The sequence below is a fragment of the Hydrogenophaga sp. genome (assembly GCF_018780075.1).
Taxonomy (GTDB): Bacteria; Pseudomonadota; Gammaproteobacteria; order Burkholderiales; family Burkholderiaceae_C; genus Hydrogenophaga.
In genome coordinates this window covers 1-17,418 of the sequence record NZ_JADMKB010000109.1, presented here as the reverse complement: position 1 = coordinate 17,418, position 17,418 = coordinate 1, and the positions used below count along the sequence as shown (strand labels likewise).

Genomic DNA, 17,418 nt, shown 5'->3' with positions numbered 1-17,418 from the left:
GTGTGACCGTCCCGTTGCTTTCACAACAGGGGTAAACATGAACCGAATGAGCAGGTGGCTGCTGGTGTTGACGGCGGCGGCGGTGGTTACCGCGTGTGGCGGTGGCGACGATGAGGAGGCGCTGCCGAGCGCGGCCGCGCTGTGCGGCAGCATCGGCCTGACGCCCAAGGTGCTCAACGGCGCCAACTGCGGCCAGCCCGAGCTGTCGCCGGTGATCCTGCTCAACGTGATCAGCGGTTCGGGCGGGGCGACGGTGTGTTCCGGCACGCTCATCGCGCCGAACAAGGTGCTGACCGCGGCCCATTGTCTGCCCGCCGGCACCAGCCGGGTGCTCGCCGGCCTCTGGGGCACGGACGGCACCGTCGTGGGCATCCGTGCCAGCAGCTGGGCGGTGCATCCGCAGTACCAGCGGGGCGCGTCGGTGCTGGTGAACGACGCGGCCGTGGTGGTGCTGCCCCGCGGCCTGCCCAACCCGACCATGGGCGTGCTGGTGAGCGAGGCCTCGGCGCCCGGCCAGTCGGTGTTTGTCTCAGGCTGGGGCGCGCCGGGCTTCGAACTCGCGGTGGGCTATGCCCGCCTGACCAAGGTCAACGACACCAGCGTGGGCTATGTCTACGAAGGCAAGCTGAGCAACACCTGCAACGGTGACTCCGGCGGGCCCGCCTACCGCGCGATCGGCGGGCGCCAGGGCGTGGTGGGCATCACCTCGTCGGGCACGGTGGCCGACTGCGGCGCGGGCGACGAATCGCTGTACACCAACGTGCAGAGCCCGTCGGTGATCAATTTCATCCGCGCCCAGGCGCCCGAAGCGGCCTACTTCTGAGCGGCCATCGGTTCAACAACAACAACGACAACAGGGAAGTTTCCATGCGAAGAGGGAGAAGACGCGGCGTGCGGGCCGGGATGGTGGCTGCGTCGCTGGCGGCGGTGCTCGCGGGCTGTGGGGGTGGCGGCGGCCCCGAGCCGGTGAACCTGGACCCCACGGCGCTGTGCAACAGCGCGGGCGCCCAGCCCAAGGTGGTCAACGGTGCTTCGTGCGTTTCGTTCACGAGCACGCCCGTGGTGTTCCTGCTGATTGCCCGCAAAGGGGGCAGCCGGGTGGCGTGTTCGGGCACCCGCATATCGCCCACCCATGTGCTCACGGCGGCCCATTGCCTGAGCGGGGATCCGGTGGGGGTCGCCGTGGCCAATTTCAAGTCAGACACCAGCGTCAAGGGGCTGTCCGCCAAGGGCTGGGTGTTGCACCCGGCCTACGACGGCTCGAAGGGGCCATTCCCGAACGACGTGGCCGTGGTCACCGTTCCCGCCGGCCTGCCCAATCCCACCATGCCCATTCTGGCCAGCCAGCCGGCAGCGGCCGGGCAGGCGGTGTCGTTTGCGGGTTGGGGTCAGCCCACGGGCGACCTGGCGGTGGGGTCTGCCAACCTGACCGAGGTCAACGCCCAGAGCCTGGGCTTCAAGTTTGACGGCAGCCAGAGCAGCACCTGCCCGGGCGATTCCGGCGGGCCGATGTACCGCATGCGGGAAGGGGGCGCGGCGGTGATCGGGGTGGCGTCCAGCGGCCCATCCTCCGCCTGCGGGGAAGCCGCCGCGGTGAACGCCTATTTCACCAACATCCAGACGCCCACGGTGCTGGAGTTCATCCGGGCCAACGCGCCGGGCGCTGTCATTCTTTGAGGGTGAGCGGCCGGTAGAGCGCTGGCCGGCGGTGCGGCAGCTGGCTGTGCCGCCGGGCCGACACCAGGTGGGACTTTGAGAGCGCGACCACGAGCAAGGTCTCATGCCGTCCGGCTGTCGCCATGGGTTCGCCCCGGGCGTTGGCCACCAGGCTCAGGCCCCCATAGCGGGTCGGGCCTTCGCTGCCGCAGGCGTTCGCATACGCCACATAGAGCCCGTTCTCGCAGGCGCGGGCCGGCACCAGAAGGTGCTGCACCTCGTCGAAGCCTTCCATGTTGGCGGTGGGCACGAGCACCGCGTCCGCGCCCTGCAGCGCGAGGCCGCGCACGGCTTCGGGGAACTCCACGTCGTAGCAGATCAGCAGGCCCAGGCACCAGCCGCGCCAGGTGAAGGCCTGCGAGGCGGCGTCGCCCGCGCTGAACTGCGTGCGGTCCAGGTCGCCGAACAGGTGGGTCTTGCGGTAGTTCATCAACCGCGCGCCGTCCGGGGCGATGACCTGTGCCGCGTTGAACGGCCGGCCGGCCGGGTTCTGCTCCGGATAGCCGTAGGCGATGGCGATGCCGTGGCGCTGCGCGATCGCGGCCACCGCCTGCGCCAGCGGGCCGTCGCGCGGCTCCGCGAGGGCCGCGACGCGCTCGGCACCGATGGCGTAGCCGGTGAGGCCCATTTCGGGCGCGATCAGCAGGTCCGCGCCTTGGGCGCGCGCCCGGGCGGCGGTGGCGTCCAGCCGTTGCAGCGCCTCGGCCGTGGTGGGCGCGTGGCCGGTCTGCCAGAGGGCGAGGGTCAGATCGAGCATGGTGCGATGGCCTTGTTTTGCCGCTGGGCCGCCCCAAGGCAAAACGCGCCCCCTCGGGGGTCAGCGACCCGCGCAGCGGTGGAGCGAGGGGGCATTTTCATTCTGGCAAGGCGATGGGGCCGATCTCGGGGAAGCGCTCGCCCGGCCCGGGGTTGTCGGCCGGGCACTGGCCGCCGAGCTGGTGGACGATGCCCCACACCGCGTTGAGCGAGGTCTGCACCGCGCCTTCGACCCAGGCGGGGGTGAACGACACGTCGTCGCCCGCGAGGAAGATGCCCCGTTCGGCGGCGGGCAATCCGTCCTGCATGAAGTGGCCGTACATGCGCTGGTTGTAGCGGTAGTGGCCGGGCAGGGCGCCCTTGAACGCACCGAGGAAATAGGGGTCGGCCTCCCAGGAGATGGTGATCGGGTCGCCGACGATGTGGCTGGCGATGTCCACGTCCGGGTAGATCTTGTTCAGCGCCGCCAGCGCCAGCTGCACGCGCTTTTCGGGGCTGTGCGGCAGCATCTTGAGGGCGTCGCTCATCCAGGCGTAGCTGAGGCAGATCACGGCAGGCCGGTCCGGCCCGTTGTCGAACAGGTAGGTGCCGCGCGTGAGCCGGTCGGTGAGCGTCATGCTCATGGTGTCGCGGCCGGTGGCGGGGTCCACGTCCTTCCAGAACGGGCGGTCGACCATGACGAAGGTCTTGCTCGACTGCATGTAGCGCGTGCGGTCCAGCGCCATCCACAGCTTCTGCGAGAACAGGCTTTCTTCGACCGCGATCTGCGTGGTGAGCAGCCAGCTCTGGCAGGTCACGAGCACGGCCGGGAAATGGCGCGTGGCGCCCCAGGTGTCGGTGACGGCGAGCCGGCCGTCCGCCGCGCGCGCGATGGCGGTGACGCCCGCGCGCGTGGCGCCGCCGTGCAGGCTCGCGAGCGAGGTGCCCGCCGGCCAGTGGGTGATCTGCCGGGGCGCGTGCGCCCACAGGCCCAGTGGCACCTGCTGCACGCCGCCCACGATCAGGTGCTGGTCCTCGTCGCAACCCGTCAGCACCACGCGCAGGATCTCCAGCATGGTGTTGGGAAAGTCCGAGTCCCAGCCGCCGGTGCCGAAGCCCACCTGGCCGAACACTTCGCGGTGGCGGAACGACAGCTTTGAGAACGCTTGTGACTGTGCGATGAAGTCGTAAAACGTGCGGTCGTCCCACAGCGGGACGAGGCGGTCCCACAAGGCTTTCAGGCGCGGCACGTCGCGCTGGCGCAGCGCCTGCTGCAGGTCGCCGAAGCCCAGCTCGGCGAGCGCCTCGCTCCAGGCGTCGGCCACCTCGGTGAACAGCGGCGGCAGCTCGGCCAGCGAGCGCGCGTAGTGCGTCTGGCCTTCGAGGTCGATCACCGTGCTGCCGGCCGCGGGTGTGAGCGGGTTGGGGAAGGGCTGGGTCTGCAGGCCGAGCAGGTGCACGTAGTGGTAGAAGGCCGTGCCCGATGCCGGGAAGCGCATGCCGCCCAGTTCTGCGATCACACCCTGCCCACCCTCAAAGGGTTGCGAGCGCAGCCGCCCGCCCATGCGCGAGGCCTCGTAGACCACGGGCTTCAGGCCCAGCTTCATGAGCTCATAGGCCGCCACCAGCCCGGCAATGCCCGCGCCCACGACGGCCACCTCGGTGCCGTGCGCACTGGCCGGCAAGGTGGCCAGGCCCTGCGGGTGTTTCAGCCAGTCGTCGAAGGCAAACGGGAAGTCCGGACCGAAGATCGTGACGGGGGCGGTGGCGGGGCGGGTGTGGGTCATGAGGGTCAACCTTGGATGCAGCGATCGTTTCTTCCCAGGCACGCAACGGGTGAAGTGCCTGGTGCCGGAACACCGCGGAACCGGCTCCGCCGGGCCGCTGGTGTTGCCCCCTTGAGGGGGTGACGCGCGAAGCGCGGCGCGGGGGTGGGTCAGAACAGGCTGGCGATGAGCCAGCCGGCCGTGCCCCACATCATGAGAGCGACGACGCCGTCCAGCAAGCGCCAGAGGTGCAGCGAATTGAGCCGGCGGCCGAGCCAGAAAGCGGCGACACCCAGCAGCAGGAACCAGACCAGCGAGCCGGTGGCCGCGCCCAGGCCGAACGCCGTGCTGCCTTGCCCGTAGGCCAGCGAGGCCGTGCCGATCAGCACGGCGGTGTCGAGCCAGGCGTGCGGGTTGAGCCACGAGAACGCGAGTGCCGACAGGATGGCCTGGCGCTGCGTCACCGGGGTGGGGGCTTGGCGGGCCTGGCTGTCGTCACCGTTCAGCGCGGCCAGTGCCTGCGGCTTCAGGAAGCGCTGAAACGCCTGCCAGCCGTACACGCCGAGAAACAACACGCCCGCGCCCACCAGTGCGCCGAGCATCTTGTCGGAGAGGCCGCCGAGCTGGGCCAGGCCGAGCACGCCCAGGCCGATGAGCGCCACGTCGGCCAGCACGCACACGGCCACGGTGAGCCACAGGTGCTGGCGCTGCAGGCCCATGCGCAGCACGTGCGCGTTCTGCGGGCCGATCGCCATGATGAGCGACATGCTCAGCAGCATGCCGGCGGAGAAGGTGGGGAAGGCGAGGACCATGGGGGCTCCGGGAAAGCGTGTGTGACAGGTGTTGTCTGGAAGAACTGGCCGCCAGTGTGCGCTGTTGGCTCCTATATTTAAATGAAGTTAATTTAAACTCTGATCACTCAATAAAAACTTGATCGAATCATGCTCGACGCCCGCCAACTCGACGCCCTCGCCGCCGTGATCGAACACGGCGGCTTTGGCCCGGCCGCGCAGGCGCTGAACCTCACGCTCGCCGCGGTGTCGCTGCGCATCAAGGCGCTGGAAGAAGGGCTGGGCCAGCGCCTGCTGGTGCGCGGCAAGGCGGTGCGCGCCACGGCGGCCGGCCAGGCGCTGCTGGCGCATGTGAAGCAGCTGCGATTGATGGAGGCCGATCTGCTGGGCGGGCTGCAGGGTGCCGGGTCGATAGACGGCGCGCGCTGGCAGAACCTGAGCGTGGCGATCAACGCCGATTCGGTGGCGAGCTGGTTCCTGCCCGGTGTGGCGCCGCTGCTGCAGCGCCATCGGCTGTTGTTGGAGATCGTGATCGACGACCAGGACCACACCCACGACGCATTGAAAAGCGGTGACGTGGTCGGCTGTGTGACCACGCTGGCCCAGCCCATGCGCGGCTGTGTGGCCGAGCCGCTGGGCGTGATGCGCTACCGCTGCGTGGCCGCGCCCGAGGTGGTGCAACGCTGCACCACGCCGCGCGGCGCCGTGTCACCCCATCAGCTGCTGGCCCACCCGGCCATCATCTTCAACCGCAAGGACGCGCTGCAGGACGCGTTTCTCGAACAGCACTTCGGCCTGAAGCAGCCCCACTACCCGCGCCACTACACCCCGGCGGTGGACGCCTTCGAGCGCGCGATCGAGCTGGGGCTGGGCTGGGGCATGGTGCCGGAGCAGGACCTGACCGGCCGGCCGGGACTGCAGGAGGTGCTGCCCGGCGCCACGGTGGACGTGGTGTTGTACTGGCAACACTGGGAGCGGGAGCCGGTGTCGGCGCAGCGGCTGACGGCGGCGGTCAAAACAGCGGCGCATGCCAGTCTGCCGCCGGTTTCAAAGGGTTGACGAGCAAAGGGGTTTTGCCAGGCTTGTCTCCGGAGCACGTGCCTTGCCCAGGACACACCGTGGAACCGGCTTCGCCGGGCCACTGGTGGGGTCCCCCCTCAGAGGGGGGGAAGCCGCGAAGCGGCGCAGGGGGGTCAACCTTTCAAGCAACTGCTCATGAACGCCTTGCGCTCGTCGCCCTTCAGGGTCTTGGCCTTGGGATCGGCGTTGCAGGTCTTCATCTTGTTCTGCTGGCTGGTGGCGCCGACAGCGGTGTCGCCGCTCAGGCAAGACTTCATGAAGGCCTTGCGCGCGTCGCCCTTGAGGGTCTTGGCCTGCGTGTCGGCGTTGCAGGTTTTCATGCGGTTCTGCTGGGCGGACGGTGCTTTCTCAGCGGCGGCTGGGGCCGCGGCAGCGGCGGCAGCGGGTGCCGCCGGAGTTGCGGCAACAGCCGGGGTGGCCTTGGCCGGGGCTGCCGCAGGTGCAGCGGCAGCGGCTGGCGCGGCTGCTTTGGCGGGTGCTGCGGTGGCAGCAGGGGCGGCGGTTTGGGCCAGGGCCATGGACAAAGAGCCGGCCAGCGCGATCAAGGTGATGAGTTGTTTCATGAAGTTTCTCTGGTTTGAACGGTGCCCCGGATGTCGGGAGCGCCTCGCCCGGTGCCGGGCCCGTTGAACATACCGCATCCGGCCTCGCCGCCCCTGACAGGCCACCCCCGTAAAATCCCGCCCCATGCTCTCAGTCAAACAAGAATTGCTCAGCGGCCTGGCCGCCGGGCTGGAAACCCTGTCCCCCGGCGCGGGCGCCCGCGCGGCCTTTGAATCACCCAAGGTGGCCGCACACGGCGATTTCGCCTGCACCGCGGCCATGCAGCTGGCCAAGCCGCTCAAGCTCAACCCCCGCCAGCTGGCGGAAACCCTGCGCGCCACCCTGCTGGCCCAGCCGGCGTACCAGCGGTGGGTGTCCGACGTCGACATCGCCGGCCCGGGCTTCATCAACATCCGGCTCAAGCCTGCGGCGAAGCAGCAGACCGTGCGTGAAATCCTCGACGCCGCGGCGGCGTTCGGGCAGCAGCCGAGCAACGGCCAGCGCCTGATGGTTGAGTTCGTCTCGGCCAACCCCACCGGCCCGCTGCACGTGGGCCACGGCCGCCAGGCCGCGCTGGGCGACGCCATCTGCAGCCTGTACCAGACCCAGGGCTGGGACGTGCACCGCGAGTTCTATTACAACGACGCGGGCGTGCAGATCGGCACCCTGGCCCATTCCACGCAGCTGCGTGTCAACGGTTTCAAGCCGGGTGACGAGTGTTGGCCCACCGACCCCGAGAACCCGGCCAGCAAGGGGTTCTACAACGGCGACTACATCCAGGACATCGCCAACGATTTCCTGGCGAAGAAAACCGTCAAGTCCGACGACCGCGAATTCACCGCCAGCGGCGACGTGAACGACCTCGACGGCATGCGCCAGTTCGCGGTGGCCTACCTGCGCCACGAGCAGGACCTGGACCTGCAGGCCTTTGCCGTCAAGTTCGACCACTACTACCTGGAGTCCAGCCTGTACACCAGCGGCCGCGTCGCAGCCACGGTGCAGAAACTGATCGACGCCGGCAAGACCTACGAGCTCGACGGCGCGCTGTGGCTCAAGTCCACCGAGTACGGCGACGACAAGGACCGTGTCATGCGCAAGGGGGACGGCTCGTTCACCTACTTCGTGCCCGATGTGGCCTACCACATCGCCAAGTGGGAGCGCGGTTTCACCAAGGTCATCAACATCCAGGGCACCGACCACCACGGCACCATCGCCCGCGTGCGCGCCGGGCTGCAGGCGGCGGGTGTCGGCATTCCCGCCGGCTACCCCGACTACGTGCTGCACACCATGGTGCGCGTGGTGCGCGGCGGCGAAGAGGTGAAGATCAGCAAGCGCGCCGGCAGCTACGTGACCCTGCGCGACCTGATCGAATGGACCAGCAAGGACGCGGTGCGTTTCTTCCTGCTCAGCCGCAAGCCCGACACCGAATACACCTTCGACGTCGATCTGGCCGTGCAGAAGAACAACGACAACCCGGTGTATTACGTGCAGTACGCCCACGCGCGCATCTGCTCGGTGCTCGCGGCCTGGGGCGGCGATGTGGCGACGCTGAAGGACGTGGACCTCGCGCCGCTGGACAGCCCGGCGGCGCAGGCGCTCATGCTGCTGCTGGCCAAGTACCCGGCCATGCTCAGCGACGCCGCGCGCGACTTCGCGCCGCACGACGTGACCTTCTACCTGCGCGAACTGGCCGCGAGTTACCACAGCTACTACGACGCCGAGCGCATCCTGGTGGACGACGAGGCCGTGAAAAAGGCCCGCCTGGCGCTGGTCGCGGCCACCGCACAGGTATTGCACAATGGTTTGGCGGTGCTCGGCGTGAGCGCACCGCAAAAGATGTGAATTGAAAGCACCCATGAAACTTCAAGCTACGCAGGCGAGAAAGCACCACGGCGGCACCCTCACGGGTTTCGTGGTCGGCCTGCTCGTCGGTCTGGGCGTGGCCCTGTCGGTGGCGGTGTACGTCACCCGCGTGCCCGTGCCGTTCGTGGACCGGGGCGTGTCGCGCAAACCGGCGCAGGACGCGGCCGAGGCCGAGCGCAACAAAGGCTGGAACCCGAACGCCGGCCTGGCGGGCAAACCCGCGCCGTTGCCCCCTCCCCCCGCGGCGCCCGAACCGTCCACGGAAGCGCCGACGCCGCCCGTCAGCGACCCGGCCACCACCAAAGCAGAACCGGCCAAGCCCGGCGCCACCAAACCCGCCGCCGATGACCTGGCCAAGCCCGCCGCCGATCCGCTGGGCGACCTGATGAAATCCAAGACGGGTGCTGCCGCCGACCCGGCTGCGGCGGGCGCCGATCCGTTCGCGTATTTCGTCCAGGCCGGGGCCTTCCGATCACCGGAAGAGGCGCAGGCCCAGAAGGCGCGCCTGGCGATGCTGGGCATGGACGCCAGCGTCAGCGAGCGCGAGCAGGCGGGGCGCACCGTGTACCGCGTGCGCATGGGCCCCTTCGGCCAGAAGTCGATGGCCGACGCCACCCGCGAGCAGCTGGAGGTCAACGGGGTGGAGGCCGCGCTGGTGCGTGTGCAGCGCTGAGCGCTGGTGTGCCTTTTTGCGGAACTTTTCACTTTGACCAGAGCCCCAACTCACCCTTTCAAGGAGTTTGACCACATGGACCGTCGAGTTTTTTCCCGCAGCCTGTTCTCTGTCGGCGCGGCCGCAGCGGCTGGCATGAGTCTGACGCCCGCGCTCGCCCAGCGTGTCGCGTTCCAGGAGGGCAAGGACTTTGTGCGCCTGGCCAAGCCCGCGCTGACCGAATCGCCCGCCGGGCAGGTCGAGGTGGTGGAGTTTTTTGCCTACAGCTGCATCCACTGCTTCAACTTCGAGCCGGTCTTCAACGAATGGGTCAAGCGCAAACCGGCCCACGTCAATGTGCGCCGCATGCCGGTGGCCTTCAACCAGAACTTCGTGCCGATGCAGCGCCTGTATTTCACGCTGGAAGCCATGGGCCTGGTCGACAAGCTGCACGAGAAGGTGTTCAAGGCGATCCACGAAGAGCGCCTGCCGCTGACCACCGCGCCCGCCATCCTGGCCTGGGTGGAAAAGCAGGGCGTGAACCGCGACCAGTTCACCGGCATCTTCAACGGTGCCGCGGCCAAACTGGGTGAAAAGGCGATCGGCCTTCAGGACGCCTACCAGGTGGAAGGCACGCCCGCGCTGGGCGTCGCCGGGCGTTTCTACGTGGGCGGTCAGGGCCCGCGCACCCTGCTGGTCGCCGACACGCTGATCGCCGAGGTTCGCAAGGGCTGAGCTTTTCGGTCCACGCGCACAAGGCCCGCTCTCTGCGGGCCTTGTGCTTTCAGGCGGGGAACAAACTCACGCCGAGGCAACGAAACGTGTTTTGCACCGCTACAATGAATGCAAGATTTGTGCCCTACCCAAAGCCATGCCCCCACACACCACGCCTCACCGTCCCCTCGCCTGGTTGTTTGTCGCGGTCCTCGCGCTGACGTTGTCCGCCGCTGCCCGGGCGGAAAAAGCCGACAAAGACAAACCCATGAACGTGGAGGCCGATGCCCTTCGCTATGAAGACACGCGACAGACCAGCGTGTTCACGGGCAACGTGGTGCTCACCAAGGGCACCATCGTCATGCGTGGCGCCAAGATGGACGTGCGTCAGGACCCCCAGGGCAGCCAGTTCGGTCTGCTCGTGGGCACGCCCGAGAAGCCCGGCTTCTTTCGCCAGAAGCGCGAGGGTCTGGACGAGTGGATCGAGGGCGAGGGCGATCGCATCGAGTACGACAGCAAGGCCGAAACCGTGCTGTTCACCGGGCGGGCCGTGTTGCGCCGTTACCGCGGCACCCAGCTCAACGACGAGAGCGTGGGCAGCCAGATCCTCTACAACAGCCTGACCGAGGTGTTCACCGTCAAGGGCGGCGACGCCAGCCGCACCGCCGCCAACCCCACCGGCCGCGTGCGGGCCATGCTCACCCCGATTCCGGACGCACCGGCCGCCAACGCGCCCGCGCCCGTGCCCACCGATCCGGCCAAGCTGCGCCCGAGCGGCAAGATCACCGAGCCCCGCAAGTGACGGAGACGGTTTCCAGCCCACAGGGTGGGATGGCGTCGAACAGCCGCCTGGAAGTTCGGGGCCTCAAGAAGTCCTATGGCAGCCGCAAGGTGGTCAGGGACGTGTCACTGTCGGTGAACAAAGGCGAGGTCGTGGGGCTGCTCGGCCCCAACGGCGCGGGCAAAACCACCTCGTTCTACATGATCGTGGGCCTGTTGCGCGCGGACGGCGGTGAAATCCTGCTCGACGGACAACGCATCGAAGCCCTGCCCATCCACCGCCGTGCCCGCCTCGGCCTGGGGTATCTGCCGCAAGAGGCGTCGATCTTCCGCAAGCTCACGGTCGCGCAAAACGTGCGCGCCGTGCTGGAACTGCAGCACGGACCCGACGGGAATCCGCTGCGTGAAGCCGAGATCACCAGCCGGCTCGACGAGCTGCTCAAGGACCTGCGGGTGGACCACCTGCGCGACTCGCCCGCCCCCTCGCTGTCGGGCGGCGAGCGCCGGCGCGTCGAGATCGCGCGCGCGCTGGCCACGCGGCCTCGCTTCATCCTGCTCGATGAACCCTTTGCGGGCATCGACCCGATCGCGGTGCTGGAGATCCAGCACATCATCGGTTTTCTGAAGGCGCGTGGCATCGGGGTGCTGATCACCGACCACAACGTGCGCGAGACGCTGGGCATCTGCGACCACGCCTTCATCATCAGCGACGGCCACGTGCTGGCCAGCGGCACGTCCGCCGAGATCGTCGAAAACGCCGAGGTGCGCCGCGTGTACCTCGGTGAAAACTTCCGCATGTGATGGCCTGTTTGTCGCACACGCCCTGTTGGCCGGGAGAGGCTTTGCTGGCCTGGGCACCCGAGGAACCGGCTTTGCCGGGCGTCAGGGTGCGCCCTCCTCAAGGGGGGACGCGCGAAGCGCTGCGGGGGGGGCTCCCGTCTTGAAACAAGGTCTGTCGCTGCGCGTCTCGCAGCACCTCGCACTCACGCCCCAGCTGCAGCAGTCGATCCGCCTGTTGCAGTTGTCCACGCTGGAAATGGCGCAGGAGGTCGAGCAGATGCTCGACGAAAACCCGTTCCTGGAGCGTGGTGAAGAAACGGCCGAGCGCGAAGACTTTGGCCTGGCGCAGACCGATGCGCCGGTCAGCGTGGCCGAGCAGATCGCCGATGCGGCCTCGCCCGTGAGCGAAGCGCCCGCCACCGAGTTCGACAGCCGCGGGTCAGGCGCCGACAGCGCGCCGTCCGAGAGCGCCCCGGCCGACGATCTGGAGAGCCGGCTCGAAGGCGCCAGCCCGGTCGAAGAGAGCTGGGAAGGCGACGGCACCGTCGAGATGGCGCCCGACGACAGCGAGTGGGGTGGCGACGCCCCGGCGCGCAACAACAGCTCCTCCGGCGAAGACGACGAAACCGCCAGCGCGGCCGATCTGGCCCGCGTGCCCGTGAGCCTGCAGGACCACCTGCATGACCAGGCGCGCTGCCTGCGCCTCTCCGACGAAGACCGCGCCGCCCTGTATTTCCTGATCGAGTCGCTCAACGACGACGGATACCTCGAAGACCGCATGGTCGACCTGGCGCGGGCCTGGTGGCAGCTGTCTGCCTCGCCCGTGTCCCACGCCGAGCCGGCTTTTGAGGTCATCGAGGCCATTGAGGGCCGCCTCAACACCGCGCTGCAATGGCTGCAGCAGATGGAGCCCGCCGGTGTCGGCGCGCGCGACCTGGGCGAATGCCTGCGCCTGCAGATCCTGGAGTTGCGCAACACACCGGCCGCGCGTGCGGCGCTCGCCATCTGCAGCCAGTCGCTGGAGCTGATGGCCAAGCGCGACGTGAAGCGGCTCTGTGGCCTCTGCGGCCTGGACGACGAGGCCGTGCGCTCGGGGCTGTCGCTGATCGCCCGGCTGGAGCCCAAGCCGGGCCGCCGCTTCGTGGACGTCGAGCGCAACGTGGTCGTGCCCGACGTGATCGTCACGCGCGCCGGCCGGGGCTTCAAGGTGACCCTCAACGCCGAGGTCATGCCGCGCCTGCGCGTGCACGACGTGTACGCCAACGCCATGCGCGGCAACCGCGGAGGCCGCGACAACGGCGGCGAAGCCGGCCACGCCGCGATGCAGCAGCGCCTGCAGGAAGCGCGCTGGTTCATCAAGAACATCCAGCAGCGTTTCGACACCATCCTGCGCGTCTCCAGCGCCATCGTCGAACGCCAGCGCAACTTCTTCATGCACGGCGAGCTCGCCATGCGCCCGCTGGTGTTGCGCGAGATCGCCGACGAGCTGGGCCTGCACGAGTCCACCATCAGCCGCGTGACCACCGCCAAGTACATGAGCACGCCCTTCGGCACCTACGAGCTGAAGTACTTCTTCGGCTCCAGCCTCGGTACCGAGACCGGCGGCAACGCGTCGAGCACCGCGGTGCGTGCGCTGCTCAAGCAGTTCATCGCGGCCGAAGAGGCGGCCAAGCCGCTCTCCGACAACCAGCTCTCCGACCTGCTCAAGGAGCAGGGCATCGAGTGTGCGCGCCGCACCGTGGCCAAGTACCGCGAGGCGCTGCGCATCGCACCGGCGAATTTGCGCAAAGCGCTGTGAACACCCCCTGCGCCGCTTCGCGTCTCCCCCCTCAAGGGGGGCCGCACCCGCGGCCTGGCAAAGCCAGTTCCGTGGTGCGTGCTGGAAGCTGGCGCGCGTGATTGCCACCAGCGGACGCACCCGCGCTCAACATCTGTACTTCCCGTGAACCAACTCAAACTCTTCCTCCCCTGCGCCGCCGGCGTCGAGGACATGCTGGCCGACGAGGTGCAGCGCATCACCAGCGAGCCGCTGGCCTTCAAGGCACGTGGTGGTGTGGGCGTCAAGGCCTCGTGGCGCGATGCCATGCGCCTGAACCTGCACAGCCGACTCTCTCAACGGGTGTTGGTGCAGCTGTGGCACGGCGGCTACCGCAGCGAGCAGGACCTCTACAACGCGGCCAGCGAGATCGCCTGGGAAATCTGGTTCACGCCGAAGCAGACCATCAAGGTCGAGATCACGGCGCAGCACAGCCCGCTCACCAGCCTCAACTTCGCCGCGCTCAAGATCAAGGACGCGATCTGTGACCGCTTCCGCGACAAGCGCGGCGAGCGCCCCAGTGTGGACACCACCTGGCCCGACGTGCGCATCTACGCCCACCTCACCACCGAGGAACTCACGCTCTACATCGACACCTCGGGCGAGCCGCTGTTCAAGCGCGGCTGGCGCGAAGACAAGGGCGACGCGCCGCTGAAGGAAACCCTGGCCGCGGCCATGATCGCCGCCACTGGCTGGAACGGCGGCGAGGCCGACTCGCTGGACGCCATCACCCCGCTGTACGACCCCTGCTGCGGCAGCGGCACGGTGGTGATCGAGGCCGCGCAGATCGCGCTCAACATCCCGCCGGGCATGCTGCGCCGCTTCGCGTTTGAAAAGATGCTGCCCTTCCAGCCCCACGTGTGGACCGCCATCCAGGACGAAGCCGAGCGCGGCATGCGCGACTGGCCCGAGGGCCACGCGCCCATCGTGTTCGGCAGCGACGTGTCGTTCCGCATGGTCGATTTCGCGCAGCGCAACGCCGAGCGCGCGGGCGTGGCGCAGGCGGTGGAGTTGCGCGGTGGCGACGCGCTGCAGCGCATGCCGCCCACGCAGACGCCGGGCCTGATGCTGCTCAACCCGCCGTATGGCGAGCGCATCGCCGCGGCCGGTGTGGCGGGTGAGAATGCGAGCGCCCGCGCCCAGCGCATGGAGCCGCGCGCCCCGCGCGTCTTCACCACCGGCAAGGCCGCGCCCCCCGCACCCGGCCTCGGCCGCGAGAGCGCGCAGATGAGTGACGGCGGCGACGGCAGCGAGTTCTTCCAGCAGCTCGCCGCCCACTGGAAAAGCCACTACGCCGGCTGGAGCGCCTGGCTGCTCACGCCGGACCTCAAGCTGCCCGGCAAGATGCGTTTCAAGGAATCGCGCCGCGTGCCGCTGTGGAACGGCCCGATCGAATGCCGCCTGTTCCGCTTCGACTTGACGGCGCGCCGCGCGCCGCAGGCATGAAGCACCCCCGCCGCGCTCCGCGCGACCCCCTCAAGGGGGCGGCACTGGCGGCCCGGCAAAGCCGGTTCCGCGGTGCCCCTGGGTTCGGGAACTTCGCCCCGGCGGACCGGTCTGCGAGCCTCTGACCCATGACCGCCCTCGTGCTGGTGCTCGACACCAACGTCGTGCTCGACCTCTTCGTCTACGAAGACCCGGCCACTGTGCCGCTGCGCGCGGCGCTGGCCGAGCCGCAGACCCGCTGGCTGACCACGGCGGTGATGCGAGAGGAACTGCGCCGCGTGCTGGCCTACCCGCAGGTGGTCAAGCGCCTGAACGCCCGGGCGCTGATGGCCGATGCCGTGCTTGCCAGTTTCGACGCCTGCGCGCAGCTGGTGGACATCGCCCCCAAAGCGCCTTACACCTGCAAAGACGCCGACGACCAGCAGTTCATCGACCTCGCCGTGGCGCACCGCGCCGCGCTGCTGAGCAAAGACAAGGCCGTGCTCTGCATGACCAAACGGCTGGCCACGCTTGGCGTGGCCGTGAGCCGCCAATGGGCGCCCGTCGCCATTCAATCCACACCAACCACCGCATGAAACCCCTCATTCGCGCCTTCTTCAAAACCGTGCGCGCCGTGCTCGGCCCGTTCATGCTGCTCAAGGAACGCCTCACCCAGCCGCGCGGCATGGTGCGCGAGTCCGCCGCGCAAACCGCGGTGAACCTGCAGTGCCAGAACCTGGCGCTCTACCAGTTCAGCACCTGCCCGTTCTGCATCAAGGTGCGGCAGGAAATGCGCCGCCTCTCGCTGCCCATTCAGCAGCGCGACGCCCAGCACAACGCGGCGAACCGCAGCGAGCTGCTGCAAGGCAGCGGCGCCACCAAGGTGCCCTGCCTGAAGATCACCGACGCGGCGGGCCAGAGCCAGTGGCTGACCGATTCGGCCGCGATCATCGGCTACCTGCGCGGGCGCTTCGCCGCGGCTTGATCCTGCGAGGCCGGGCTCAGCTCGGCAGCAAACCCGCGCTCACCTCGGCCGCGTCCGGCCGCTCAAACACCGTGTTGTGCCGCTCCGTCAGCGGCCCGCCGCCCGGCACGGTTTCGCCCTGCGCGGTGCTGCCCACGGCCTTGAACTTCCACACCGCACCGATGCGTTTGAGGTAACCCACGGGCTGACCGGCGGCGTCCAGCACGGCGAACACGCCCTCGTTCACCGGGTGCAGGCTCAGCGGGCCAGGGACTGTCTCCGGTGCGCTCATGCCGGTGTCCTCACGCCCGCGCGCACGCCCGGCAGCGGCTGGGCTGCCAGGGCATCGGCACGCTCGCGCCGCTCGCTCAGGATGCGGCCGAGGTTGCCCTCGATCCAGTCGGCCAGGCCCTCCACCTGCCGCGCCACCTCCACGCCCATCGGCGTGAGGCGGTAGTCCACGTGCGGCGGCACGACAGGGTATTGCGTGCGCAGCACAAAACCATCGCCCTCCAGCCACTGCAGCGTCTGCGCCAGCATCTTCTCGCTCACGCCGCCGATCTTGCGGCGCAGGTCGCTGAAGCGGTGCGTGCCCGCCAGCAGCGCCACCAGCACCAGCACGCCCCAGCGGCTCGTCACGTGCTGCAGCACGGCGCGCGAAGGGCACTCGGCCGCGAACAGCTCGCCGCGCTCCATCAGCGCGGCGATGGCCGGGGCTTCGGCGTTCAAGGCCGGTTCGTGGGTGTTCATGAGGTACTTACCTTTATGTGCGTACTTACTAAAAGTTTGCTTGACCGGTATTCTCCGCTCCTCAGTTCATCCCCACAAGGAGTTTTCCATGATTGCCATCACCGGCGCCACCGGCCAGCTCGGCCGCCTCGTCATCCAGAACCTGCTCAAGACCGTGCCCGCCGCCCAGATCGTGGCCGCCGTGCGCAGCCCCGAAAAAGCCGCCGACCTCGCCGCCCTCGGCGTGCAGGTTCGCCAGGCCGACTACGCCCAGCCCGCCACGCTTGAAGCGGCCTTCCAGGGCGTGGACAAGCTGCTGCTCATCTCGTCCAGCGAAGTTGGCCAGCGCGCCCCGCAACACGCCGCCGTCATTGCCGCCGCCCAGAAAGCCGGCGTGAAGCTGCTCGCCTACACCAGCATCCTGCGCGCCGACAGCTCGCCGCTCGGCCTGGCCGCCGAACACAAGGAGACTGAAGCCATGCTGCGCGCTTCGGGCCTGCCCCATGTGCTGCTGCGCAACGGCTGGTACACCGAGAACTACACCGCCAGCGTGCCCGCCGCGCTGCAATACGGCGCCGTCATGGGCAGTGCCAAAGACGGTCGCATCGCCTCCGCCGCCCGGGCCGACTACGCGGCCGCCGCGGCCGCCGTGCTCACGAAGGACGGCCAGGCCGGCCAGGTGTACGAACTCGCTGGCGACACCGCCTACACCCTGAGCGAACTCGCCGCCGAGATCGCCCTGCAGTCCGGCAAGCCCGTGGTCTACAACGACCTGCCCGAAGCCGCCTACGCCGCCGCGCTGGTGCAAGTGGGCCTGCCCGAAGGCTTCGCCGCGCTGCTGGCCGATTCCGACGTGGGCGCCTCGAAAGGCGGCCTGTTCGACGACGGTCGCCAACTCAGCCAGCTCATCGGCCGCCCGACCACGCCGCTGGCGGAGGTGGTGAAAGCGGCGTTGGCGGGCTGACCGCTGCGGCACAGCCGGCCCGCCTCAGGCGACGCTAAAAGCGTCCAGCGGGCTGGCCGCGCTGCCGGCAGCCACCTTCAGCACAGGCGTGTAGATCTTG

General features: G+C 68.8%; 19 protein-coding genes. 13 read left to right on the top strand and 6 right to left on the bottom strand.

Going from position 1 to position 17,418, the window contains the following annotated elements:
• Positions 1–37: 37 nt before the first annotated feature.
• Together IV088_RS18210 and IV088_RS18205 are read left to right on the top strand one after the other, a co-directional pair.
• Positions 38–823, top strand: a complete 786-nt coding sequence (locus IV088_RS18210; protein ID WP_291105151.1) for a trypsin-like serine protease — start codon at positions 38–40, stop codon at positions 821–823.
• A 68-nt stretch (positions 824–891) separates the two neighbouring features.
• Positions 892–1,677 carry a trypsin-like serine protease gene (locus IV088_RS18205; RefSeq protein ID WP_291105149.1) on the top strand — a complete coding sequence of 262 codons (786 nt, stop codon included), beginning with the start codon at positions 892–894 and terminating at the stop codon, positions 1,675–1,677.
• Here the strand turns inward: IV088_RS18205 and IV088_RS18200 are convergent.
• The 3 genes from IV088_RS18200 to IV088_RS18190 all read right to left on the bottom strand — a co-directional run bounded on the left by IV088_RS18200 (position 1,667) and on the right by IV088_RS18190 (position 5,029).
• Positions 1,667–2,473, bottom strand: a complete 807-nt coding sequence (locus IV088_RS18200) for a carbon-nitrogen hydrolase family protein (protein ID WP_291105147.1) — start codon at positions 2,471–2,473, stop codon at positions 1,667–1,669. The two genes, IV088_RS18205 and IV088_RS18200, sit on opposite strands and share 11 nt — an antisense overlap.
• 97 nt (positions 2,474–2,570) lie before the next feature.
• Positions 2,571–4,238, bottom strand: a complete 1,668-nt coding sequence (locus IV088_RS18195) for an NAD(P)/FAD-dependent oxidoreductase (protein WP_291105144.1) — start codon at positions 4,236–4,238, stop codon at positions 2,571–2,573.
• A 149-nt stretch (positions 4,239–4,387) separates the two neighbouring features.
• The gene (locus tag IV088_RS18190) at positions 4,388–5,029 is read right to left on the bottom strand and encodes a LysE family transporter (RefSeq protein WP_291105142.1); all 642 of its coding nucleotides are present in this window, start codon (positions 5,027–5,029) and stop codon (positions 4,388–4,390) included.
• Between the two features lie 129 nt (positions 5,030–5,158).
• Here IV088_RS18190 and IV088_RS18185 point away from each other — a divergent pair, with 129 nt between their 5' ends.
• Positions 5,159–6,067, top strand: a complete 909-nt coding sequence (locus IV088_RS18185; RefSeq protein ID WP_291105140.1) for an HTH-type transcriptional regulator ArgP — start codon at positions 5,159–5,161, stop codon at positions 6,065–6,067.
• Between the two features lie 134 nt (positions 6,068–6,201).
• On the opposite strand, the gene IV088_RS18180 is transcribed toward IV088_RS18185, so the two are convergent.
• Entirely contained in the window at positions 6,202–6,651 is a 450-nt protein-coding gene (locus tag IV088_RS18180; RefSeq protein WP_291105137.1) for a PsiF family protein, read from the bottom strand.
• Positions 6,652–6,775: 124 nt separating this feature from the next.
• Here IV088_RS18180 and argS point away from each other — a divergent pair, with 124 nt between their 5' ends.
• The 9 genes from argS to IV088_RS18135 all read left to right on the top strand — a co-directional run bounded on the left by argS (position 6,776) and on the right by IV088_RS18135 (position 15,646).
• Positions 6,776–8,473, top strand: a complete 1,698-nt coding sequence (argS, locus tag IV088_RS18175; protein WP_291105134.1) for an arginine--tRNA ligase — start codon at positions 6,776–6,778, stop codon at positions 8,471–8,473.
• A gap of 13 nt (positions 8,474–8,486) precedes the next feature.
• Positions 8,487–9,167 (top strand): SPOR domain-containing protein, encoded by a 681-nt coding sequence (locus IV088_RS18170; RefSeq protein WP_291105132.1) that lies wholly within the window; start codon positions 8,487–8,489, stop codon positions 9,165–9,167.
• Between the two features lie 75 nt (positions 9,168–9,242).
• Positions 9,243–9,881 carry a thiol:disulfide interchange protein DsbA/DsbL gene (locus IV088_RS18165; protein WP_236963577.1) on the top strand — a complete coding sequence of 213 codons (639 nt, stop codon included), beginning with the start codon at positions 9,243–9,245 and terminating at the stop codon, positions 9,879–9,881.
• A gap of 136 nt (positions 9,882–10,017) precedes the next feature.
• A complete protein-coding gene (gene lptA, locus IV088_RS18160) occupies positions 10,018–10,662 on the top strand; it encodes a lipopolysaccharide transport periplasmic protein LptA (protein ID WP_291105130.1) in 645 nt (214 codons plus the stop codon).
• A 29-nt stretch (positions 10,663–10,691) separates the two neighbouring features.
• The gene (gene lptB, locus IV088_RS18155) at positions 10,692–11,441 is read left to right on the top strand and encodes an LPS export ABC transporter ATP-binding protein (RefSeq protein ID WP_291105127.1); all 750 of its coding nucleotides are present in this window, start codon (positions 10,692–10,694) and stop codon (positions 11,439–11,441) included.
• A 139-nt stretch (positions 11,442–11,580) separates the two neighbouring features.
• Positions 11,581–13,218, top strand: a complete 1,638-nt coding sequence (rpoN, locus tag IV088_RS18150) for an RNA polymerase factor sigma-54 (protein ID WP_291105125.1) — start codon at positions 11,581–11,583, stop codon at positions 13,216–13,218.
• A 144-nt stretch (positions 13,219–13,362) separates the two neighbouring features.
• Positions 13,363–14,682: a THUMP domain-containing protein gene (locus IV088_RS18145; protein WP_291105123.1), complete on the top strand. Its 1,320-nt coding sequence runs from the start codon at positions 13,363–13,365 to the stop codon at positions 14,680–14,682.
• 128 nt (positions 14,683–14,810) lie between these two features.
• The gene (locus IV088_RS18140) at positions 14,811–15,257 is read left to right on the top strand and encodes a putative toxin-antitoxin system toxin component, PIN family (RefSeq protein WP_291105120.1); all 447 of its coding nucleotides are present in this window, start codon (positions 14,811–14,813) and stop codon (positions 15,255–15,257) included.
• Positions 15,254–15,646, top strand: coding sequence for a glutathione S-transferase N-terminal domain-containing protein (locus IV088_RS18135; RefSeq protein WP_291105118.1), 393 nt, complete (start codon positions 15,254–15,256; stop codon positions 15,644–15,646). The genes IV088_RS18140 and IV088_RS18135 overlap by 4 nt, the downstream gene beginning before the upstream one ends.
• A 16-nt stretch (positions 15,647–15,662) precedes the next feature.
• Here the strand turns inward: IV088_RS18135 and IV088_RS18130 are convergent, their stop codons facing one another.
• Together IV088_RS18130 and IV088_RS18125 are read right to left on the bottom strand one after the other, a co-directional pair.
• Positions 15,663–15,917 carry a hypothetical protein gene (locus IV088_RS18130; protein ID WP_291105116.1) on the bottom strand — a complete coding sequence of 85 codons (255 nt, stop codon included), beginning with the start codon at positions 15,915–15,917 and terminating at the stop codon, positions 15,663–15,665.
• Positions 15,914–16,375: a helix-turn-helix domain-containing protein gene (locus tag IV088_RS18125; protein ID WP_291105114.1), complete on the bottom strand. Its 462-nt coding sequence runs from the start codon at positions 16,373–16,375 to the stop codon at positions 15,914–15,916. The genes IV088_RS18130 and IV088_RS18125 overlap by 4 nt, the downstream gene beginning before the upstream one ends.
• Positions 16,376–16,463: 88 nt before the next feature.
• Between IV088_RS18125 and IV088_RS18120 the strand changes: the two genes are divergently transcribed.
• Positions 16,464–17,318, top strand: coding sequence for an SDR family oxidoreductase (locus IV088_RS18120; protein WP_291105112.1), 855 nt, complete (start codon positions 16,464–16,466; stop codon positions 17,316–17,318).
• Positions 17,319–17,418 lie beyond the last annotated feature (100 nt).